The organism is Micromonospora ferruginea, assembly GCF_013694245.2.
In the GTDB taxonomy this organism is placed as follows: domain Bacteria; phylum Actinomycetota; class Actinomycetes; order Mycobacteriales; family Micromonosporaceae; genus Micromonospora; species Micromonospora robiginosa.
Genome location: NZ_CP059322.2, coordinates 818,364 through 836,488, shown reverse-complemented (window position 1 = coordinate 836,488; position 18,125 = coordinate 818,364). Strand labels below are relative to the sequence as shown.

General features: G+C 75.2%; 16 protein-coding genes. 8 read left to right on the top strand and 8 right to left on the bottom strand.

What is annotated here, in order from left to right; genetic code table 11:
• Positions 1–58: 58 nt before the first annotated feature.
• The 4 genes from H1D33_RS03940 to H1D33_RS03925 form a co-directional block, all read right to left on the bottom strand.
• Positions 59–2,494 (bottom strand): sensor histidine kinase, encoded by a 2,436-nt coding sequence (locus H1D33_RS03940; RefSeq protein ID WP_181569356.1) that lies wholly within the window; start codon positions 2,492–2,494, stop codon positions 59–61.
• Positions 2,495–2,574: 80 nt separating this feature from the next.
• A complete protein-coding gene (locus tag H1D33_RS03935; protein WP_181569357.1) occupies positions 2,575–4,128 on the bottom strand; it encodes a prenyltransferase/squalene oxidase repeat-containing protein in 1,554 nt (517 codons plus the stop codon).
• On the bottom strand, positions 4,125–5,000 hold the full coding sequence (locus H1D33_RS03930; RefSeq protein ID WP_181569358.1) for a terpene synthase family protein: 876 nt from the start codon (positions 4,998–5,000) through the stop codon (positions 4,125–4,127). Before H1D33_RS03930 ends, H1D33_RS03935 begins: the two co-directional genes overlap by 4 nt.
• Complete coding sequence (locus H1D33_RS03925) at positions 4,997–6,334, bottom strand: cytochrome P450 (RefSeq protein ID WP_181572918.1); 1,338 nt, start codon at positions 6,332–6,334, stop codon at positions 4,997–4,999. Before H1D33_RS03925 ends, H1D33_RS03930 begins: the two co-directional genes overlap by 4 nt.
• Before the next feature lie 343 nt (positions 6,335–6,677).
• Here H1D33_RS03925 and H1D33_RS03920 point away from each other — a divergent pair, with 343 nt between their 5' ends.
• A complete protein-coding gene (locus tag H1D33_RS03920) occupies positions 6,678–6,926 on the top strand; it encodes a DUF2630 family protein (RefSeq protein ID WP_089156110.1) in 249 nt (82 codons plus the stop codon).
• A 46-nt stretch (positions 6,927–6,972) separates the two neighbouring features.
• Here H1D33_RS03920 and H1D33_RS03915 read toward each other — a convergent pair whose 3' ends face one another.
• The 3 genes from H1D33_RS03915 to H1D33_RS03905 form a co-directional block, all read right to left on the bottom strand.
• Complete coding sequence (locus H1D33_RS03915) at positions 6,973–7,899, bottom strand: serine protein kinase RIO (protein ID WP_181569359.1); 927 nt, start codon at positions 7,897–7,899, stop codon at positions 6,973–6,975.
• Positions 7,900–8,060: 161 nt separating this feature from the next.
• Positions 8,061–8,705 (bottom strand): HAD family hydrolase, encoded by a 645-nt coding sequence (locus H1D33_RS03910; protein ID WP_181569360.1) that lies wholly within the window; start codon positions 8,703–8,705, stop codon positions 8,061–8,063.
• A 59-nt stretch (positions 8,706–8,764) separates the two neighbouring features.
• A complete protein-coding gene (locus H1D33_RS03905; RefSeq protein WP_246411703.1) occupies positions 8,765–9,607 on the bottom strand; it encodes a carbon-nitrogen hydrolase family protein in 843 nt (280 codons plus the stop codon).
• Positions 9,608–9,685: 78 nt separating this feature from the next.
• Here H1D33_RS03905 and H1D33_RS03900 point away from each other — a divergent pair, with 78 nt between their 5' ends.
• The 7 genes from H1D33_RS03900 (at position 9,686) to H1D33_RS03870 (ending at position 16,127) form a co-directional block, all read left to right on the top strand.
• Positions 9,686–10,258: a TetR/AcrR family transcriptional regulator gene (locus tag H1D33_RS03900; protein ID WP_181569362.1), complete on the top strand. Its 573-nt coding sequence runs from the start codon at positions 9,686–9,688 to the stop codon at positions 10,256–10,258.
• A 93-nt stretch (positions 10,259–10,351) separates the two neighbouring features.
• The gene (locus tag H1D33_RS03895; RefSeq protein WP_181569363.1) at positions 10,352–11,275 is read left to right on the top strand and encodes a TIGR04222 domain-containing membrane protein; all 924 of its coding nucleotides are present in this window, start codon (positions 10,352–10,354) and stop codon (positions 11,273–11,275) included.
• Positions 11,272–12,090 (top strand): MbnB/TglH/ChrH family RiPP precursor modification enzyme, encoded by an 819-nt coding sequence (locus H1D33_RS03890; RefSeq protein ID WP_181569364.1) that lies wholly within the window; start codon positions 11,272–11,274, stop codon positions 12,088–12,090. The genes H1D33_RS03895 and H1D33_RS03890 overlap by 4 nt, the downstream gene beginning before the upstream one ends.
• The gene (locus H1D33_RS03885) at positions 12,087–12,533 is read left to right on the top strand and encodes an SCO6045 C-terminal-like domain-containing protein (protein WP_181569365.1); all 447 of its coding nucleotides are present in this window, start codon (positions 12,087–12,089) and stop codon (positions 12,531–12,533) included. Before H1D33_RS03890 ends, H1D33_RS03885 begins: the two co-directional genes overlap by 4 nt.
• A 32-nt stretch (positions 12,534–12,565) precedes the next feature.
• Positions 12,566–13,327: an SDR family oxidoreductase gene (locus tag H1D33_RS03880; protein WP_181569366.1), complete on the top strand. Its 762-nt coding sequence runs from the start codon at positions 12,566–12,568 to the stop codon at positions 13,325–13,327.
• Entirely contained in the window at positions 13,324–13,944 is a 621-nt protein-coding gene (mug, locus tag H1D33_RS03875; protein WP_181569367.1) for a G/U mismatch-specific DNA glycosylase, read from the top strand. The genes H1D33_RS03880 and mug overlap by 4 nt, the downstream gene beginning before the upstream one ends.
• A 92-nt stretch (positions 13,945–14,036) precedes the next feature.
• Positions 14,037–16,127, top strand: coding sequence for a P-loop NTPase family protein (locus tag H1D33_RS03870; protein WP_181569368.1), 2,091 nt, complete (start codon positions 14,037–14,039; stop codon positions 16,125–16,127).
• Here H1D33_RS03870 and H1D33_RS03865 read toward each other — a convergent pair.
• Positions 16,124–18,106, bottom strand: coding sequence for an ABC transporter ATP-binding protein (locus tag H1D33_RS03865; RefSeq protein WP_181572919.1), 1,983 nt, complete (start codon positions 18,104–18,106; stop codon positions 16,124–16,126). The genes H1D33_RS03870 and H1D33_RS03865 overlap by 4 nt on opposite strands.
• Positions 18,107–18,125 lie beyond the last annotated feature (19 nt).

The following is an 18,125-nucleotide window of genomic DNA, read 5'->3' as shown; positions in this document are numbered from 1 at the left end:
CTCTTCTCCCCGGCTGGTGTGCCGTTCTCGTCCCGGATCCGTCCGCGTCGACGTCCGGTCAGGTGGCCTGCTCGTTGTCGTCGGCCGGCCCGCCGCCGGCCCCGCGCGCCCCGCCGAGCAGCCGCGCCGCGTCGGTGCGGCCGCGTCGGGTTCCGCTCTGGTAGGAGCTCATCATCCGGCGCACCTGCTCGGGCGCGCGCGCCGCGTCCTCCGCCCCGTCGTCGTCCGCATCGGACTGCTCGTGCCGCAGCTCCGGGTTCAGACTGGCCTGGCGCACCCGGACCGGCAACCCGGCGTCGGTGACCGGCGGGGCCGCGTCGGCCGCCGCCGGTGCGGCGCGGGTCTCGACCATGGCCAGCTCCGCGGTCGGCCCGGCCACCGCCGACTGCCGTTTGCGGGTACGCGCCGGCAGCCCGGACGGGGTCAGCCGGGGCGCCTCCGGCTCCGGCTCGACCTCCGGCGTGCCGCTGTCCTCCGGGGTGGTCGCCGTGCTGTCGCCGGCCTCGACCGGCCGGACCGCGACGGTCTCGTCAGCGGCGGCGGGCGGCGTCTCGACCGGCTCGTCGGCCGGCGCCGGCGCGGCGGTCACCTCGGGGGCCCCGACGAAGCCGTTGGTGTCCTCGGCGATCAGCTCGCGCGGGATCAGCACCACCGCGGTGGTCCCGCCGTAGGCGGACTCGCGGAGCTGCACCCGCACGCCGTGCCGCTCGGTGAGCCGGCTGACCACGAAGAGGCCGAGCCGGGCCGCGTCGGCCAGGTTCAGCTCGGAACGGTCGACGATGCGCGCGTTCGCGGCGGCCAGCTCGTCGCCGCTCATGCCGAGGCCCCGGTCCTCGATCTCGATGGCGAAGCCGTTGGCGACCAACTGGCCGCGGACCTCGACGGTGGTCTGCGGCGGCGAGAAGGACAGGCCGTTCTCGATCAGCTCGGCCAGCAGGTGGATCACGTCACCGACCGCGCGACCGGTCAGCGACACCGCGCCCAGCGGCCGGACGGTGACCCGGGTGTAGTCCTCGACCTCGGCGACCGCGCCGCGCACCACGTCGACCATCGGCACGCTGCGCCGCCAGGCGCGGCCCGGGGTCGACCCGGAGAGCACGATCAGGTTCTCCGCGTTGCGCCGCATCCGGGTGGCCAGGTGGTCGACCCGGAACAGGTCCTCCAGCTCCTCGGCGTCGTGCTCCCGGCGTTCCATGGCGTCGAGCAGGGTGAGCTGGCGGTGCACCAGCGCCTGGGTGCGCCGGGCCAGGCTCAGGAACACGTCGCGGACGCTGCGGCGCAGCTCGGCCTGCTCGACGGCGATCCGGACGGCGGTCTCCTGCACCACGTTGAAGGCCTTGCCGACCTGGCCGATCTCGTCGTCGCCGAACTGCAACGGTGGCGCCTCCCGTTGGACGTCCACCTCCTCGCCCCGGCCGAGCCGTTCCACCACGCTGGGCAGCCGCTCGTTGGCCAGTCGGAACGCCGCCTCGCGCAGCCGTTCCAACTGCCGGACCAGCGCCCGGGCCGTGGTGATCGAGACGATGACGGACGCGACGACGGCGATCAGGCCGAGACCGGCGGCGAGCACCAGCCGGACGATGACGCCGACGGCGACCGGGGTGGCCCGGGACACGATGTCCTCACCACCGGCGAGGATCACCCCGCGCAGGTCGGCCATCGCCCGGTCGGCGGCGGCCCGCCAGGCGTCGGCGGTGAGCGGGGGACGCACGTCCTCGCCCTTGGCCGCGAGCACCCGGTCCTGCAGGGTGCGGAGCTGCCCGAACGCCTCGCCCTCGACCATCTGCTGATAGCGGGCCCGGTCGCTCGGGGCCAGCTCGCGGGCGGTGCGGTCGGCGAGGAACCACTGCGCGCCGACCAGCCGGGCGAACGCGGTCTGCTCGGCGACGGTCAGCCGGTTGGCCGCGACCGCGCCGGTGAGCAGGGCGTCCTGTTGGGACAGCAGCTCGCGGGAGCGGTTCAGGTCGATCAGCGCGGCGGTGTCCCGGGCGATCTGGTCGTCGTCGAGGCCGCCGAGCGCGTCGAAGACCGCGAAGATCCCGTCGACCGCCTCGTCGTACGCGGACAGGGTGGCGGTCCGGTCGATGGTCTTGCGGCCGACCTCGTCCCGGACCTGGGTGAGCTGGCCCAGCTCGGACTTCAGCTCGGCGAGCCGCTGCTCCAGCTCGTCGCTGGCCGGGACCTCGGTACGCCAGTCCTGCACCGACTTCCACAGTGTGGCGGCCGCGGAGTCGGTGCGCCCGCGCTGGGCCTGCAACTCCTGCAACTGCCCGGGGTCGGACTCGCCCAGGTAGCGCAACGAGAGCCGGCGCTCGTTCTGCAGCTCCAGCAGCAGCGGGTCGCTCGGCTCGAAGACGCGCGCGTTGAGCGCCTGCACGCCGAGCAGGTTGAACCCGTCGCGCACGGTCACCCAGGCCGCGAAGCCCCAGAGCGCGACCAGCGACGCCAGCAGGGCGATGATCTTCGTACGGAGATTCGTACTGCGGGAACCCATCACACCGTCCTGGCCCGGTCTCCGGTCGGCTCGAAATCCGATCGACTCCGGCGCACGCTAGCAGCCGTCGTGAACTCCATTCAAGCGATCCTGATCATGGCAGGTGCCCGGTACGTCGATGCCCAGCCCGCGCGGCCCGAGGCGGCCAGCACCGCCGCGCGCACGATCAACGTCGGCCGATACAGGTCCTTGTCGTGCCAGAGCGCCGGCCCGCCGTCGCTTCCGTCCAGCTCGGACAGTCGATCGCGGCCCCGGGCCAGCGCGGCGGCGACCCGCGCGTCCCCGGCCCGGCCGGCGCCGGCCAGGGCGAGCACCGCGTACGCGGTCTCCTCGGCGGTGCCGTGCCAGCGGCCCCAGGAGCCGTCCGGCCGCTGCGTGTCGAGCAGCCAGCCGACGCCCCGCTCCACCGCGGCCCGGGCCGCGCCGTCGGGCGCGTGGTCGGCCAGGGCGAGCAGCACCGCGTACGTGGCGTAGTAGGCCGAGGCGTGCCAGCGGTCGTCCCACCGCCCGTCCGCCTCCTGCCGCGCCACCAGCCACTCGGTCACCCGCCGCCGGGCCGCCGTGACGCCGGGCCGGCTCGGGTGCTCGCCGAGCGCGTCGAGCACGTGCGCGTTGGTGGTCAGCGACGCCCCGTCCTCCCCCGGCCAGGTGCAGAAGTGCCGCCCGGTGTCGTACCCGGCGAGCGGCCCGACGCCGAGCGGCCGACCCAGCCGGGCCAGCGCGTAGAGCGCGACGGCCGTGGTGTCGGCGTCGGCCGGCAGCCCTGGCGCGGTGGCCGCGCCGGAGCCGCCCACGGCGGCGCGCAGCGCGGTCAGGACCGGCTCGGGCGCGCGCACCGGGACACCGGCCCGGATCAGCACGGCGAGCACCCAGGCCCGCTCGAAGACGGTGATCGGGCTGGCGCAGGGCACCGGGCCGGACCGGGCGACGGCTCGCAGGTAGTCCAGGGCGGCGCCGGGTTCGGGCCGGCCGAGCCAGGCGGCCGTGGCGGCCGGTGAGGCGCCCACCGCCCCGCTCGACGAGGGCCGGACGCCCGCCGCCCGGTGGGCCAGTTCGCCGGCCACCTCCAGCGCGTGCGCCAGCTTCTCCGGGACGGGCCGACCGGCGGCCAGCATTCCGCGTACCCGGCTCAGCCGGGTCGGGTCGAGACCGGCCGGCAGCGGCAGGCGGGGCCGGTCCGCCCACCCGGCCAGCCCGGGCGGCGGACCCGCCGGCCCGGTGAGATGCCGGTCGACGGCGTCCCGCAGCGCCGGCACGATCAGGTCGGTGGCCGGCAGGTCGGGCGGGGTGTCACCGTGCAGCGCGCCGGCCAGGAACGCCAGCCCCCGGTGCGCGGCGGCGGCCGACGCCGGGGCCGGGCCGTCCCGGTGCAGCACGGCCAGCAGCGCCTCGACGGCGCTCAACGTCGGCACCAGCGCGTAGCCGCCGGGGCCGCCCCAGCCGCCGTCCGGGCGCTGCTGGTCGAGCAGCCAGGCCAGGCGCGCGTCGTGGCCGGGCAGCCACGGCGCGAGCGCGACCAGCCGGCCGGTCTCGTAGACCGACGGCGAGGTCTGCCCGGCCGGGTCGTGGGCGAGCGCGTCGACCAGCTCGCGCACCGGCCAGGTACGGGTCGCGGGCTCGGCGGTGAGGCTCACCGCACGCCCCAGAAGTCGGTGTGCCGGTAGAACCCGGTGGTGTAGCCGAGCTGCCGGGACAGGAAGTCGGCCTCCCGGGGCGCCTCGCCGGCCAGTTTCGCCAGCAGCACGCGGCAGTGCTCGACCTGCTCGGCGAACCGTCGTTCGATCTCCGCCGGGTCATCCACCAGCAGCAACGCGTTGAGGTCGCCGGACTCCACGTCGCGGCGGTGGGTGCCCAGGTCGTTGACCAGGCGCAGGGCCCGCTGCACCTCGTCGCCGACCTCGACCAGCCGGTCCAGCGCGGCGGCGTCGGTCACCGATCCGGTGTGGATCCAGTGGGCCACGTTGACCACGGTGGCGGCGAGGTTGTCCGCGTTGGCCAGGTATTCGGCCAGCGTCGGGCGGCCGGTGGCGCGCCACGTCCACTCCCGGGCCATCGCGTCCAACGTGCGTTCCATGCTGGCGCGCCAGCGGCCGCGCAGCGCGGGGTAGCCGGGCGCGGCGGCGACGTCGTCGCGCAGCTCGGCGAGGAACCGGCCCAGCGGGTCGTCGGTGGCGACACCGTCGAGCACGCCCAGGCAGGTGGCCGCGATCCGGTCGACCTCGGCCCGGCTGGTCGCCTGGTGGTCGACCTGCCAGTCGACGGCGAAGCCCCACAGCACGGCCCGGTTGGTGACGGCCAGCTCGGCGGCCGTGTGCCAGGGGGCGCTGAACGCCATGGCCGAGGCGATGCTGCTGAACAGCGTCGCGTCGAACGGCTCACCGGGGAACAGCTCCGGGTGCGCGGCGGCGACCTTGCGCAGGCCGCGCTGGCCGTGCGCGGCGAGCGCGCAGATCCGTCCCTGCTCCGCGGCGGCTTCGATCGGGTCGGGCGCCGGTGCGCCGGTCACGCCGACTCCGCCCGGCCGGCGGCGAGCAGGGTCAGCTCGACCCGTTGGCGGGGTCGCAGCGCCGCGGCCAGCCGCAACCCGGGTACGTCGGTGCGGCGCAGCCGGAAGCGGTAGCGGCTGAGCATGGTGGCGAGGATGAGCTGGGCCTCCAGATAGAACAGGTACATGCCGAGGCACTGGTGCGGGCCGCCGCCGAACGGGAAGTGGGCGTAGCGGTGGCGGGCGCGGACCTGCTCGGGCCGGAACCGGTCTGGGTCGAACTCGTCCGGGCGGTCCCAGAACTGCCGCATCCGCTGGGTGATCAGCGGGCTGACCGCCATGGTCGCCCCGGCCTCGATGGGCACGCCGTCGATGACGTCGTCGGCGACCGCACGGCGCGGGATGATCCAGCCGATCGGGTAGAGCCGCAGCAGCTCGTCCAGCACCATCTTGGTGTAGGTGAGCCGGTCCAGGTGCTCGCGGCGTACCGGCTCGCCGCCGACCACCTCGTCGATCTCGGCGTAGAGCCGCTCGGCGACCTCGGGGTGCTGGTGCAGGTGCGGCCAGGCCCAGGTCAGCACGTTGATGGTGGTCTCGGTGGTGGCGGCGAACATGGCCACGGTGTCGTTGCGGACCTGCCGCTCGTCGAGCTGGCGGCCGTCGTCGGTGCGGGCCTGCCACAGCGTGGAGATGATGTCGTCGCCGGAGTCGGCCTCGTCACGGGTCTGCCGGACGATCGGCACCAGCACGTCGTCGACGACGCGCACCGCGCGGCGGAACGTGCGGTCGCCCGGCATGGGCAGCGACAGCGGCGCGAACGGCACCACGATCCGGGGGATGACGGCGGTGGCGATGCGGTCCTGGGCGTCGATCACCCGCATCGCGTCCGGCACCGAGATCCGGTCGGCGAAGAGCACCTTCATGATGGCCCGGCTGACGATGCGGGCCTGCTCGACTCCGATGTCGACCGGCCGCCCGGCGCGGTACGGCTCGTCCAGCTCGTCGACCGCGTCGGAGATGGCCTCGGCCATGCCGTCGATGAGCGCCTCGACCCGCTTGGCGGTGAACATCGGCTGGAGCATCCGGCGGCTGGCCGACCAGATCTGCCCCTCGCCGAGGATGCCCTCGCCGAACAGCCGCTTGACCGGGCGCCAGAACAGCCCGTCGCCGGCCCGTTCGTAGTTGTCCGCCCGGTCGCGCAGCACGTGCTGCACGTGCCGGGGGTGGGTGACCAGGTAGGGGCGGAACGAGCCGAGGTTGAGCCGGACGATGTCGCCGTCGGTGCGGTTGCCGACGTCGATCAGCGCGCGGGCCGGGTCCCGCAGGACGGCGGGCAGGATCTGCCGCAGCGGCACGGTGCGTGGCCGGCCGGTGGGCCGGGACGGGCCGGACGAATCGGCCACCTGAACGCCCCCTCGGGTTGACTGAGGGTCGCTACCCCGTCTCGACCCGTGAACGTTGCTCGTGAGCATGCCATCCTGAGCCGCGAATCAAAAGACAGCTCGGAGGATATTTCACTTAACAACAATCTCTATGTCGAGAATGGAGCCGGTGGGATATGCGTCACGCCGCAAGCCTTCCGGTGCAAGGCCGGGCCCCCGCTTAACGTTTCCGGCATAGCCGGGGCCCCCTGTTAACACGCGCCTCGCGGGCGCGGGAACGCGGGCGCGGGGCCCTCCGCTGTGCCAAGCTTCGGGCATGGACGACAAGACCATCCTGAGCCGGATCTCGGAACTCGTCGACGAGGAGCACCGCCTGCGCTCCGACGCGCAGCAGCACGAGGCCGGCACCGACGACGAGGCCCGGGAGCGGCTGCGGCACCTCGAGGAGTCCCTGGACCAGTGCTGGGACCTGCTCCGCCGCCGCCGGGCGGCGCGCCAGGCGCACGGCGACCCGGACGCCCAGGGCGAGCGCCCGGTGCCCGAGGTCGAGCGCTACCTCCAGTGACCCGGCGCCCCGGACGGGAGCGATCCCGCCCGGGGCACCCCGCGGATCAGCGGATCCCCGCCTCCCGCAACAGCGTCTCGGTCAACGCCACCGGGTCGGTGGCGGACGCCGGCAGCCCCCGGGCGGTGAACCAGGCGGCCACCACCCGCACGTCGCGGGCCAGGAACTCGCCTCCCTGCGGGTTGGCCACCACGTCCACCACCTGCGGCAGGTCGATCATGACCAGCCGGCCCGCGTGCACCAGGAGGTTGTACGGGGACAGGTCGCCGTGGGCGTACCCGGCGCGGGCGAGCACCACCAGCGCCTCGACCATCTGCTCCCACAGGTCGGCCAGCTCGGCGTCGGTGGGCCGGACCTGGGCCAGCCGGGGCGCGGCCTCCCCCGCCTCGGCGTCACCCACGAACTCCAGCATCAGCTCGGTGCCGAGCAACTGCACCGGGTAGGGCACGGCGATCCGCCCGGATTCGGCGCCGATCTCCCAGAGCCGGGACAGCGCGGCGAACTCGGCCGCCGCCCACTGCCCGGCGATCATCTGCCGGCCGAACGCGGTGCGGCCGGTCATCGCCCGCATCTCCCGCGAGCGGCGGACCCGGCGGCCCTCCAGGTAACCGGCGTCGCGGTGGAACAGCCGGTGCTGGGCGTCCCGGTAGCGCTTGGCCGCGAGCAGGCAGCCGCGGTCGGTGTCCGGCACGGCGCGCCGGACCAGATGGACGTCCGCCTCCTTGCCGGTCTTGAGCACACCCAGCTCGGTGTCGCGGGCGGCCAGCTCGGTGACCAGCCAGGCCGGGTGCGGCTCGGGACCGTGGACGGCCTGGTCCCAGGAGGACCAGTGGTCCTCGGTGTCGGGTTCCGCGTCCGGGTCGGCGAGGGTCGGCTGGGGCCGCCCCCGCTTCAGGAAGCGTGGTTCGTCGTCGTCGAAGCGGCTCTTGCCGCGGCCACGGCGCTGCGGCGCCGGGAGGTCGGGATCGCGCACGGGTGGATCTGTCCTTCGATCGAGGCTGGTGGAGGCAGGCGGAACGACCCTGCAAAGACGGCCATGACCGACCTCCTCTCCTCGACCGGGCGACACCCGGCTGCGCCCTCGCGCGGCACCATGCTCGCCGGCCGGAGCGGGTGGGGCAACCGGTTTTCCGCTCAGCCCGCCAGCACGGCGGCCACGGCCGGGATCACCCCGTCCTCGACCCGGGTCGGCGCGAACCGCGGATCCGACCAGCGGCGTCCCCGGTGCAGCCAGACGCTGGGCAGGCCCACCGCGGTCGCACCGCCGATGTCCGCCTCCGGGCTGTCGCCGACCACCCACGCGCCGCGCAACGGCATCCGGGCCCGCTGGGCGGCGAGCGCGAAGATCCGCGGGTTGGGTTTGCTGACGCCGGCCTCCTCGGAGATCACCCAGTCGGCGACGTACCGGTCCAGGCCGGTTCTGCGGATCTTGGTGTCCTGCTGGCGTGCCGCGCCGTTGGTGACCACGACCGGCACCCAGCCGGCGTCGGCGGCGATCCGCAGCGCGCACGCCACCAGCGGGTCGAGCCGCATGTGCTCCACCACGCCGTCGTGCAACTCCTCCACCAGGTCGATCGAGGGGATGCGCAGGCCGTAGCGGTCGCGGACGGCGTCGGCCACGTCCCAGCGGTTGGTCAGCCCGTCGGCGTCGACGGAGACGAGCCAGTCGAGGTCGGCGGGCGGCGCGCCGACGTTCTCCAGGAAGCGTGCTCCCCAGGCGCGGAACGGCCCGTCGCGGTCCAGCAGGGTGTCGTCCAGAGCGAGCAGGAGCAACGGCACCTGAGCACCCTACGGGAACGGCCGGAGCACCGGCAGGGCCGAGGGTCCCCTCCTGACGCTCAGGCGACGAACGCGGCGCGGGCCGCCCCGGCGTCGGGCAACCGGTCGAGCAGCATGGTGTGCGCCGCCCGGGTGTCCGCCAGCACGGCCGGGTCCAGCACCGCCACCAGCACGTCCTCGCCGGTGTCCGCGCCCCGGGCGAGGGGCCGGCCCTCCGGGTCGTAGACCGCCGCGCCGCCGTTGAACCGCCAGGGATCCGCGCCGCCGACCGCGTTCGCGAAGACCACGAACATGGTGTTGTCCAGCGCGCGGGCGGCGTAGTAGAGGTCCCGGCGGTGCGCCGAGCCGGCCAGGTAGCCGCTCGGGCAGAGGTAGCCGTGCGCGCCGTCGGCCGCCGCGGCCCGGCCGTGCTCGGGGAAGCAGCCGTCGTAACAGATGCCGAGGCCGAACCGCCACCGCTCGACCACCAGCGTCGCGCCGCACCGGCCGGCGTCGAACAGCTCGCGCTCGCCGCTCCAGAGCTGCTGCTTGTCGTACGCCGCGGTGACCGTGCCGGCCGGGTCCACGACCAGCGACGAGATGGTGCGCCGCCGGTCGGGGTGGCGGACCGCCGCACCGATCACCACGGCCGCCCCGGCGTCGCGGGCGGCCACGCGCAGCGGGTCCAGCCTCGCGTCGTCGACCCGCCCGTCGGGGTCGGCGGCGACGTCCGTCCCGGTCGGGTCGGCGCCCAGCGTCGGCGGGTGGTACGCCGGCAGGAACAGCTCGGGCAGCACCACCACCCGGGCGCCGGCGGCCCGGCCGACCAGGCGGGCGGCGGTGCGGGCGTTGCCGGCGACGTCGCCGGGCACCGGCTCGGCCTGCACGGCGGCGACGGTCAGCGGCGCGGTGGGGAGGGACACGCCCGGATGGTAGCGAACCATCCTCGCAAGCCGTACGTACGGTTTGCGTCGGCCCTACTCACCTGCGACGATCGTGACGTGCCCAGAGTAAGTCAGGACCAGCTCGACGCGCGCCGGCAGGAGATCCTCACCGCGGCCCGGGCGTGTTTCGCCCGACACGGCTACGAGGGCGCCACCGTGCGACGGCTGGAGGAGGCCACCGGCCTCTCCCGGGGCGCGATCTTCCACCACTTCCGGGACAAGGACTCGCTCTTCCTCGCCGTCGCCGAGGACGACGCCGCCGCGATGGTGGAGACCGTCGCCCGCAACGGCCTCGTCCAGGTGATGCGGGACCTGCTGGCCCGCGCCGTCTCCCCGGACACCACCGGCTGGCTCGGCAGCCAGCTCGAGGTCTCCCGCCGGCTGCGCACCGACCCGGCGTTCGCCAAGCGCTGGTCCGAGCGCTCGGCGGCGATCGCCGAGGCGACCCGCGAGCGCCTGCTCCGCCAGCGCGAGGCGGGCGTGCTCCGCGACGACGTACCGATCGACGTGCTCGCCCAGTTCCTGGAGCTGGCGTACGACGGGCTGGTGCTGCACCTGGCCATGGGCCGACCCGCCGGCGACCTGACCCGCGTGCTCGACCTGGTCGAGGAGGCCGTCCGCCGGCACTGAGTCTCGGTCCGGTAACTGCCCCCACCGGGGAGATCAACGCTGGCGCGCCTGCTCCACAATGGGCCGCGACACCCCTGTCGACAGGAGCAGCCCATGACCGTCCTCGCGGCCGACACCTGGGGCATCCCCGGCCCCGTCTTCCTGCGCTGGTACCTCGTCGCAGCAGTCGTCCTGGTCGTCGGCGCGGCGGTGTACCGGTTCCGCGCGCTGGCCGGCACCGCCGTCACCGACCACGCCGCGCTCGGTCCGCAGCAGGTCGCGTACCTCAACGGGGGCGACCAGCTCGCGGTCTGGACCTCGCTCGGCGGGCTGCGCCGGGCCGGCGCCCTCGGCGTGCACCCGGACCGGCGACTGGCCCCCGGCGGGCCGCTGCCCGCCGGCGTGACCCCGCTCGACCAGGCCGTCCACCACGCGGCCGGCCGCGGCCTGCGCTCCCGCGAGCTGGCCGGCGACGAGTGGGTCCGGCGCGCCCTCGACGAGCTGCGCGACGGGCTGGTCCGCCGCGGCCTGGCCCTGGACCCGGAGCGGCGCCGCACGTTGAAGCGCGGCGCCGTGCTGGTCGGCCTGCTGCTGGTCCTCGGCGTCGCGCGGGCCTTCGTCGGCCTGACCAACGGTCGCCCCGCCGGCTTCCTGCTCCTCGCCCTGTTCCCGCTCTTCGTCGCGTTCCTGCTGCTCAACCGCGTGCCCTGGCGCACCCGGGCGGCCACCGCCGCGCTGCGCGACCTGCGCCGCCGGCACACCGCGCTGCGCCCGGCCGCCACGCCGGCGTACGCCACGTACGGCCCGTCGGCCACGGCCATGGCGGTGGCGCTGTTCGGCACCGCCACGCTCTGGACCATGGACCCCGGCTTCGCGGAGCAGGCCGAGATCCAGCGCCAGGCCATGGGCACCGCCGGCAGCTCCGGCTCCTCGTGCGGCGGCGGCAGCAGCTCCTGCTCCGGGGGCGGCTCCTCGTGCGGCGGCGGCAGCTCCTGCGGCGGTGGCGGCGGGTGCGGGGGCGGCGGGTGCGGCGGATGACCGGCCCGTCGGGCGTCGGCATCGGCTGGCGGCCCGAGATCGCCGGCTTCGTGGCCGGGCTGCCGGGCCTGCGCTTCGTCGAGGTGGTCGCCGAGGCGGTGACCCCGACCGGGCCGCTGCCCGAGGGCCTGGCCGAGCTGCGCGAACGCGGCGTCACCGTCGTACCCCACGGGGTGCGGCTGTCGCTCGGCGGCGCGGAACCGGTCGACCCGCACCGGGTGGCGCACCTGGCCGGGGTGGCCACGGCGCTGGCGGCGCCGCTGGTCAGCGAGCACATCGCGTTCGTGCGGGCCGGGGGGCTGGAGGCCGGTCACCTGCTGCCGCTGCCGCGCAGCCGGGAGGCGGTGGCCGCGGTGGTGGCCAACGTGCGGCGGGCGCAGGCGGAGCTGCCGGCGCCGCTGGCGCTGGAGCCGATCGCGGCGCTGTTCGACTGGCCCGACGACGAGCTGGACGAGGCCGACTTCCTCACCGAGATCCTCGACGCCACCGGGGCGCTGCTGCTGCTCGACGTGGCGAACGTGCACGCCAACGCCCGCAACCGGGGCGACGACCCGGCCGCGCTGCTGGACCGGCTGCCGCTGGAACGCGTCGCCTACGTCCACGTGGCCGGCGGCGCCGAGGCCGGCGGTTTCTACCACGACACGCACACCGACCCGGTGCCCGCCGAGGTGCTCGACCTGGTCCGCGTGCTCTGCGACCGGCGCCGCCCGCCGGCGCTGCTGCTGGAGCGCGACGGCCACTACCCGCCCGCCGACGAGCTGCGCGGCGAGCTGGACGCGCTGGCCGCCGCCTCCGGCTACCCGGTGGTCACGTGAGCGGCGACCTGGCGGCCCGGCAGGCCGAGCTGGTCGCGGCGCTGGTGGCCGGCGGGCCGCTGCCGCCCGGCTTCGCGCCGGCGCCGGTCGACGCGGCCCGCCGGGCGCTGCTGCGCAAGCGGGCCGGCGACGTGGCCCGGCACTGGCCGCTGCTCGCCGCCGGCCTCGGCGCCGAGTGGCCGGCGGTGTTCACCGCCTGGGCGGACGGCCGCCCCACCGGCGGCTCGCTGCGCGACGGCTGGGACCTGGCCCGCGAGCTGCGCGCGGAGGGCACGCTGCCGCCGCTGGGCGCGGAGGAGCTGGCCGTGCGCGAGGCCGCGAGCCGCTACGACGGTCGCACCGCGCCCCGGCCCCGCCGCCGGCCGGCGTTCGCCCGCGTCGGCGGCGCCGTCGCGGTCCAGGCCGCCGGTCGGGTACGCCTGCTGCGGCCCGCCCCGCGCTGACAGGTGCCGCCCGATACGGCAGGATCGGGCGTATGAATCTCGGACTCGCCGACCGGGTGTACGTGCTGACCGGCGCCTCCGGCGGCCTCGGCTTCGCCACCGCCGAGCAGCTCGTCGCGGACGGTGCCCGGGTGGTGATCTCCGCACGCGCCCCGGAGCGGGTGGCCGCCGCCGTCGAGGCGCTCGGCGACCCGGAGCGGGCCATCGGGCTGACCGCCGACCTCGCCGACCCCGGCACCCCGGACCGCCTCGTCGCGGCGGCGCGGGAGCACTTCGGCCGGCTCGACGGCGCGCTGGTCTCGGTCGGCGGCCCGCCCCGGGGCACCGCCGCCGAGGTCACCGACGCGCAGTGGCGGGAGTCGTTCGAGACCGTCTTCCTGGGCAGCGTCCGCATCGCCCGTACGGTGGCCGGCGCGCTCACCGACGGCGGCGCGATCGCCCTGGTGCTGTCCACCTCGGCGCGCGCGCCACTGGCCGGGCTCGGCATCTCCAACGGCCTGCGACCGGGCCTGGCCGGCGTGGCGAAGGACCTGGCCGACGAGTACGGCCCCCGCGGCGTGCGGGTGCTGAGCCTGCTGCCCGGGCGGATCATGACCGACCGCAACCGGGAGCTGCTGGCCGCCTCCGGCGACGCCGACCGGGCCCGCGCCGAGGCGGAGGCGGCCATCCCGCTGGGCCGCATCGGCGACCCGGCCGAGTTCGGTCGGGTGGCCGCGTTCCTGCTCTCCCCCGCCGCCGGCTACGTCACCGGGATCACCGTGCCGGTCGACGGCGGCGCGCTGCGCGGCCTGTGAACGACCGACGCCGCCCCGGCGGCGGCCGGCCCGAGGCCGCCCCCGGCCCGGGCACGCCGGCCCGCCGGCACCCCCGGCCCAGCCGCGAGCAGCTCGCCGCCGCGGCCGACCGGCTGCTGCCCGATCTGATCGCGCCCGGGCTGGACGTGCTCTTCGTCGGCATCAACCCGGGCCTGTGGTCGGCGGCCACCGGCTGGCACTTCGCCCGCCCCGGCAACCGGTTCTGGCCGGCGCTGCACCGCGGCGGGTTCACCCCTCGGCTGCTGCACCCCAGCGAGCAGGACCAGTTGCCCGCGCTCGGGCTGGGCATCACCAACATGGTGGCCCGGGCCAGCGCCCGCGCCGACGAGCTGACCGCCACCGAGCTGGTCGACGGCGCGCGCCTGCTGACCGCGAAGGTCGAGCGGCACCGGCCGCGCTGGGTGGCGGTGGTCGGGGTGACCGCCTACCGGATCGGGTTCGCCCGACCGAAGGCCGGCTTCGGGCCGCAGCCGGAGCACCTCGGGCCGGCCCGCCTCTGGGTGCTGCCCAACCCGAGCGGACTGAACGCGCACTTCACCCCGGAGACGCTCGGTGCCGCCTTCGGCGAGCTGCGCGCGGCGGTCACCGGCGGGTAGCGCGGCCCGTTCCGGCCGGCGACGCCCACCGGCGATGACGCACCGCGTCGGCGGGACCGCGCACCGTAGATCCTCCTGCCATAATCGCCGCCATGCATGCACTGGCCGCGTCCGGTCCCTGGGATGCGATCGAGCGGAGCATCGCCAGCGGGGTCGCGCCCTTCGTGGTGACCGTCGTCGCGGCGCTCATCGCGCTGGCCTCGCTGATCTCCACGCGGTTCCCGCGAAGGCCGACCCGATCGCTCGACGACCTGGCCGACGACCTGGCCGGGGCGATGCGGGAGCGGGCCGGCCAGGAGGTCGTCGAGCGGGACCTCACCGCGCCCATGCCGATCACCTGGCACCGGGCCTCGGCGCCGATCGGCGCCCCCGCGCGGAACTCGCTGACCGGCCCGTTCGAGCCGCTTCCCGGGTCGGAGCGCGTCACCGGCCACGACCGTGTCGAGGGCACGCAGCAGGACCTCTACGGGCACTACGCCGGCCTGCCCTCCGGCCGGCTGGTCATCGCCGGGCCGGCCGGCGCCGGCAAGAGCACCGCGGCCGTCCTCCTCTTCCGGGACGCGCTGGCGGCACGTGAGCGGGTCGGCCCGGATCAGCGGTCACGCGTGCCCGTGCCGATCATGGCCAACCTGCGCGGCTGGGACGCGCACACCACCTCGCTCGCGACCTGGATCACCGATCAGATCGCCGAGATCCCCGGCTTCGCCGCCAAGGACGCGGCGCGGCTCGTCGCGGGCCACCGGGTCGCCGTGCTCGTCGACGGTCTCGACGAGATCGGCGAGGGCCTGCGCCCGGTCGTGCTGCGCGAGCTGAGCCGGCAGGCCGACCTCCGGCTGGTGCTGCTGAGCCGCATCGACGAGCTGAGCGGCGCCGTCCGGCGACATCCACTGGTCGGCGCGGCGGGCGTCGAACTCCGGCCCGTCGACGAGGACGTCGCGGTCGACTACCTGCTCAGCCGGCTCTCCTCGCCACCGCCGTCCGCCTGGCAGAAGGTCACCGACCGGCTCCGGCGCGGCCCGGCCGGCCCGCTCACCGGCCCGCTGAAGAACCCGTTCCTGCTCACCCTGCTCCGGGACGCGTACGGGCCGCTCGACCCGGTGGACGAACTCCTGGACCGTCGACGGTTCCGCAAGGCCCGGCAGGTCGAACGCCATCTGCTCGACCGCGCGCTGGCCACGGCGTACGCTTCCGGCCCGGAGCGGCCGGCGCCGCGCTACTCGCTCCGTACCGCCCAGAGGACGCTCGGCTTCCTCGCTCACCACCTCGGCCACACCGGCGACAGCGGCCTCAAGTGGTGGGACATGCCTCCGACGGGTCCGCAGCACCCCGTCCCGGGCACGCTGTCCGCCCTGGCGGTCTGGTTCACGATCGCGCTCCCGACCAGCCTGCTTCTCGGCCTGTCCTACCGACTGGCCGACGGGCGCGACATCTCCAGCGGGCTGCCGATCGGGCTGCTCATGGGGCTGGTGTCCGCGTTCGCCTCGATCCGGGGGCGGGAACCGATGCGCCGGCGGGTGCCCCGGGGCTGGTGGCGGGCGATGTTCGCACCGCGCCGGATCCTCGTCACCCTTCCCCTCGGGTTCGGGTTGGTCCTGCCGCTCAGCCTGATCGGCTCCGTGCTTCCCGGCGTCGGCGGTTACCTGCTCACCGGGCTGGCGGTGTGGCTCACCATCGAGTTGGGGGCGTCGCTGTTCAGCACGGTGCAGCCCGACGACTACGCGCTCGATCCCCGACGGTCGTGGCGCGACGACGCGGTGGCCGGGGCGACGCTCGCCGCCACCGGAACGTCGGGCGCGTTCGTGGTGGGCATCGGCTTCGGCATGCACCACGACGCCGACCTGCCCCGGGCCGTGGCGATCGGCGGGTTGGGCGCCCTCGCCAACGGGATCTGGCTCTGGTCCTTCTCCACCGTCTGGCGCACGTTCTGCCGGCAGGTGGAGATGGCCGTACGCTTCCGGCTCCCCCTGCGGATGCGACGGTTCCTGGAGGACGCACGGGAACGGCAGATCCTCCGCACCGCGGGACCGGTCTACCAGTTCCGGCACGACCTGCTCCGGGAACGTCTGGCCGAGACGTGGGGCGGGGCCCAGCGGTCGGTGCCACGCCAGCAGACCCCGCCGGCCGGGCGAAAGGCACCCGGGGGCGGAACGCCCAGCGACCGGTCCCTGGGAAACAGGCCCTAGTTCGCCGCCGCCGGCGGCATCGCCTCCTGCGCGACGTAGGTGCCCATCGGCACCGTGGTCACGATCGGCTCGGGCTGCTCCGGATCGGCGTAGGGCGCCGGGGAGTCGGCGACCGCGAACTGGGTGCGGTAGAGCTCGGCGTAGAGACCGCCGACCGCCACCAGCTCCTCGTGCCGGCCCCGCTCGACGATCCGCCCCTCGTCGAGCACGAGGATCTGGTCGGCGTCGCGCACGGTGGAGAGCCGGTGCGCGATCACCAGCGCGGTACGCCCGGTCAGCGCCACCGCCAACGCCCGCTGCACCGCCGCCTCGCTCTCCGAGTCGAGGTGCGCGGTGGCCTCGTCGAGGATCACGATCGACGGGGCCTTGAGCAGCAGCCGGGCGATCGCGATCCGCTGCTTCTCACCGCCGGAGAAGCGGTAGCCCCGCTCGCCGACGGTGGTGTCGAGCCCGTCGGGCGTGGCCCGGACCAGGTCGGCGACCTGCGCGCCGGCCAGCGCGGCCCAGATCTCGTCGTCGGTGGCGTCGGGCTTGGCGTAGCGGAGGTTCTCCCGGATCGTCTCGTGGAACAGGTGCGAGTCCTGGGTGACCACGCCGATCTCGTCGCGCAGCGAGGCGAGCGTCGCGTCGCGCACGTCGACGCCGCCGACCAGCACCTGACCGTCGCTCACGTCGTAGATCCGGGAGATCAGCATGGACAGCGTCGACTTGCCGGCGCCGGACGGGCCGACCAGGGCCACCATCTGCCCCGGCTCGACGCCGAACGAGACGCCCTTGAGCACCGGCTCGTTGACCGTGCGGTCGAGCGTGGCGACCTCTTCGAGGGAGGCCAGCGACACCTCGGCGGCGCTCGGGTAGCGGAAGCGCACGTCGCGGAACTCGACCCGGCCGCTGCCCCGGGGCACCGGCACCGCGTCGGGCTTCTCCTCGATGCCGGGACGCAGGTCGAGCACCTCGAAGACCCGGTCGAAGGAGACCAGCGCGCTCATCACGTCGACCCGGACGTTGGAGAGCGCGGTGAGCGGACCGTAGAGGCGGGTGAGCAGCAGCGCCAGCTTGACCACGGTGCCCGCGCTGACCGCGCCGGCGACCGCGAGCCAGCCGCCCAGCCCGTAGGTGAGCGCCTGGGCGAGCGAGGCGACCAGCAGCATCGCCACGAAGAAGGTGCGGGAGTACATCGCGGACTGGATGCCGATGTCACGGACCCGTTCGGCCCGGCCGGCGAACCGGCTGGCCTCGACCTCGGGCGCGCCGAAGAGCTTGACCAGCAACGCGCCCGAGACGTTGAACCGCTCGGTCATGGTGGCGTTCATCTTGGCGTCGAGGTTGTAGGACTCGCGGGTGATCTCGGCCAGCCGCTTGCCGACCCGGCGGGCCGGGATGATGAAGATCGGCAGCAGGACCAGCGCCAGCACGGTGATCTGCCAGGACAGCACCAGCATCGCCCCGGCGGTGAGCACGAGTTGGATGACGTTGCTGACCACCCCGGACAGCGTCGAGGTGAACGCGCGCTGGGCGCCGAGCACGTCGTTGTTGAGCCGGCTGACCAGCGCGCCGGTCTGGGTGCGGGTGAAGAACTGCAGCGGCATGCGCTGGACGTGGTCGTAGACCCGGGTGCGCAGGTCGAGGATGATGCCCTCGCCGATGCGGGCCGAATACCACCGCTGGGCCAGCGAGAAGAGCGCGTCGGCCACGGCCAGCGCGGCGATGACCAGGGCGAGCCGGACCACCGTCTCGCGGGCGTCGGGACCACCGCCGGCGATCGCGTCGATCACGTCGCCGGCGAGCAGCGGGGTGGCCACGCCGATGACCGCGGCCACGATCACGGTGAGCAGGAAGACGACGATGTCGCGCCGGTAGGGCTGGGCGAACGCGACGATCCGCCGGGCGGTGCCGCGCTTGAGCCGGTGGGCGGAGACCTCGTCGCGGTTGCGCAGCGACCGGAGCATGCTCCAGCCGCCCATGCCGCCGCCGGCCATGTGGCTGGACACTCGTCAC

Coding starts and splice junctions, on each gene's coding strand:
- H1D33_RS03940 (WP_181569356.1), bottom strand. CDS start 2,494: ATGGGTTCCCGCAGTACGAATCTCCGTACGAAGATCATCGCCCTGCTG.
- H1D33_RS03920 (WP_089156110.1), top strand. CDS start 6,678: ATGGACGACAAGACCATCCTGAGCCGGATCTCGGAACTCGTCGACGAG.
- H1D33_RS03895 (WP_181569363.1), top strand. CDS start 10,352: ATGACCGTCCTCGCGGCCGACACCTGGGGCATCCCCGGCCCCGTCTTC.
- H1D33_RS03890 (WP_181569364.1), top strand. CDS start 11,272: ATGACCGGCCCGTCGGGCGTCGGCATCGGCTGGCGGCCCGAGATCGCC.
- H1D33_RS03880 (WP_181569366.1), top strand. CDS start 12,566: ATGAATCTCGGACTCGCCGACCGGGTGTACGTGCTGACCGGCGCCTCC.
- H1D33_RS03870 (WP_181569368.1), top strand. CDS start 14,037: ATGCATGCACTGGCCGCGTCCGGTCCCTGGGATGCGATCGAGCGGAGC.
- H1D33_RS03865 (WP_181572919.1), bottom strand. CDS start 18,106: ATGGCCGGCGGCGGCATGGGCGGCTGGAGCATGCTCCGGTCGCTGCGC.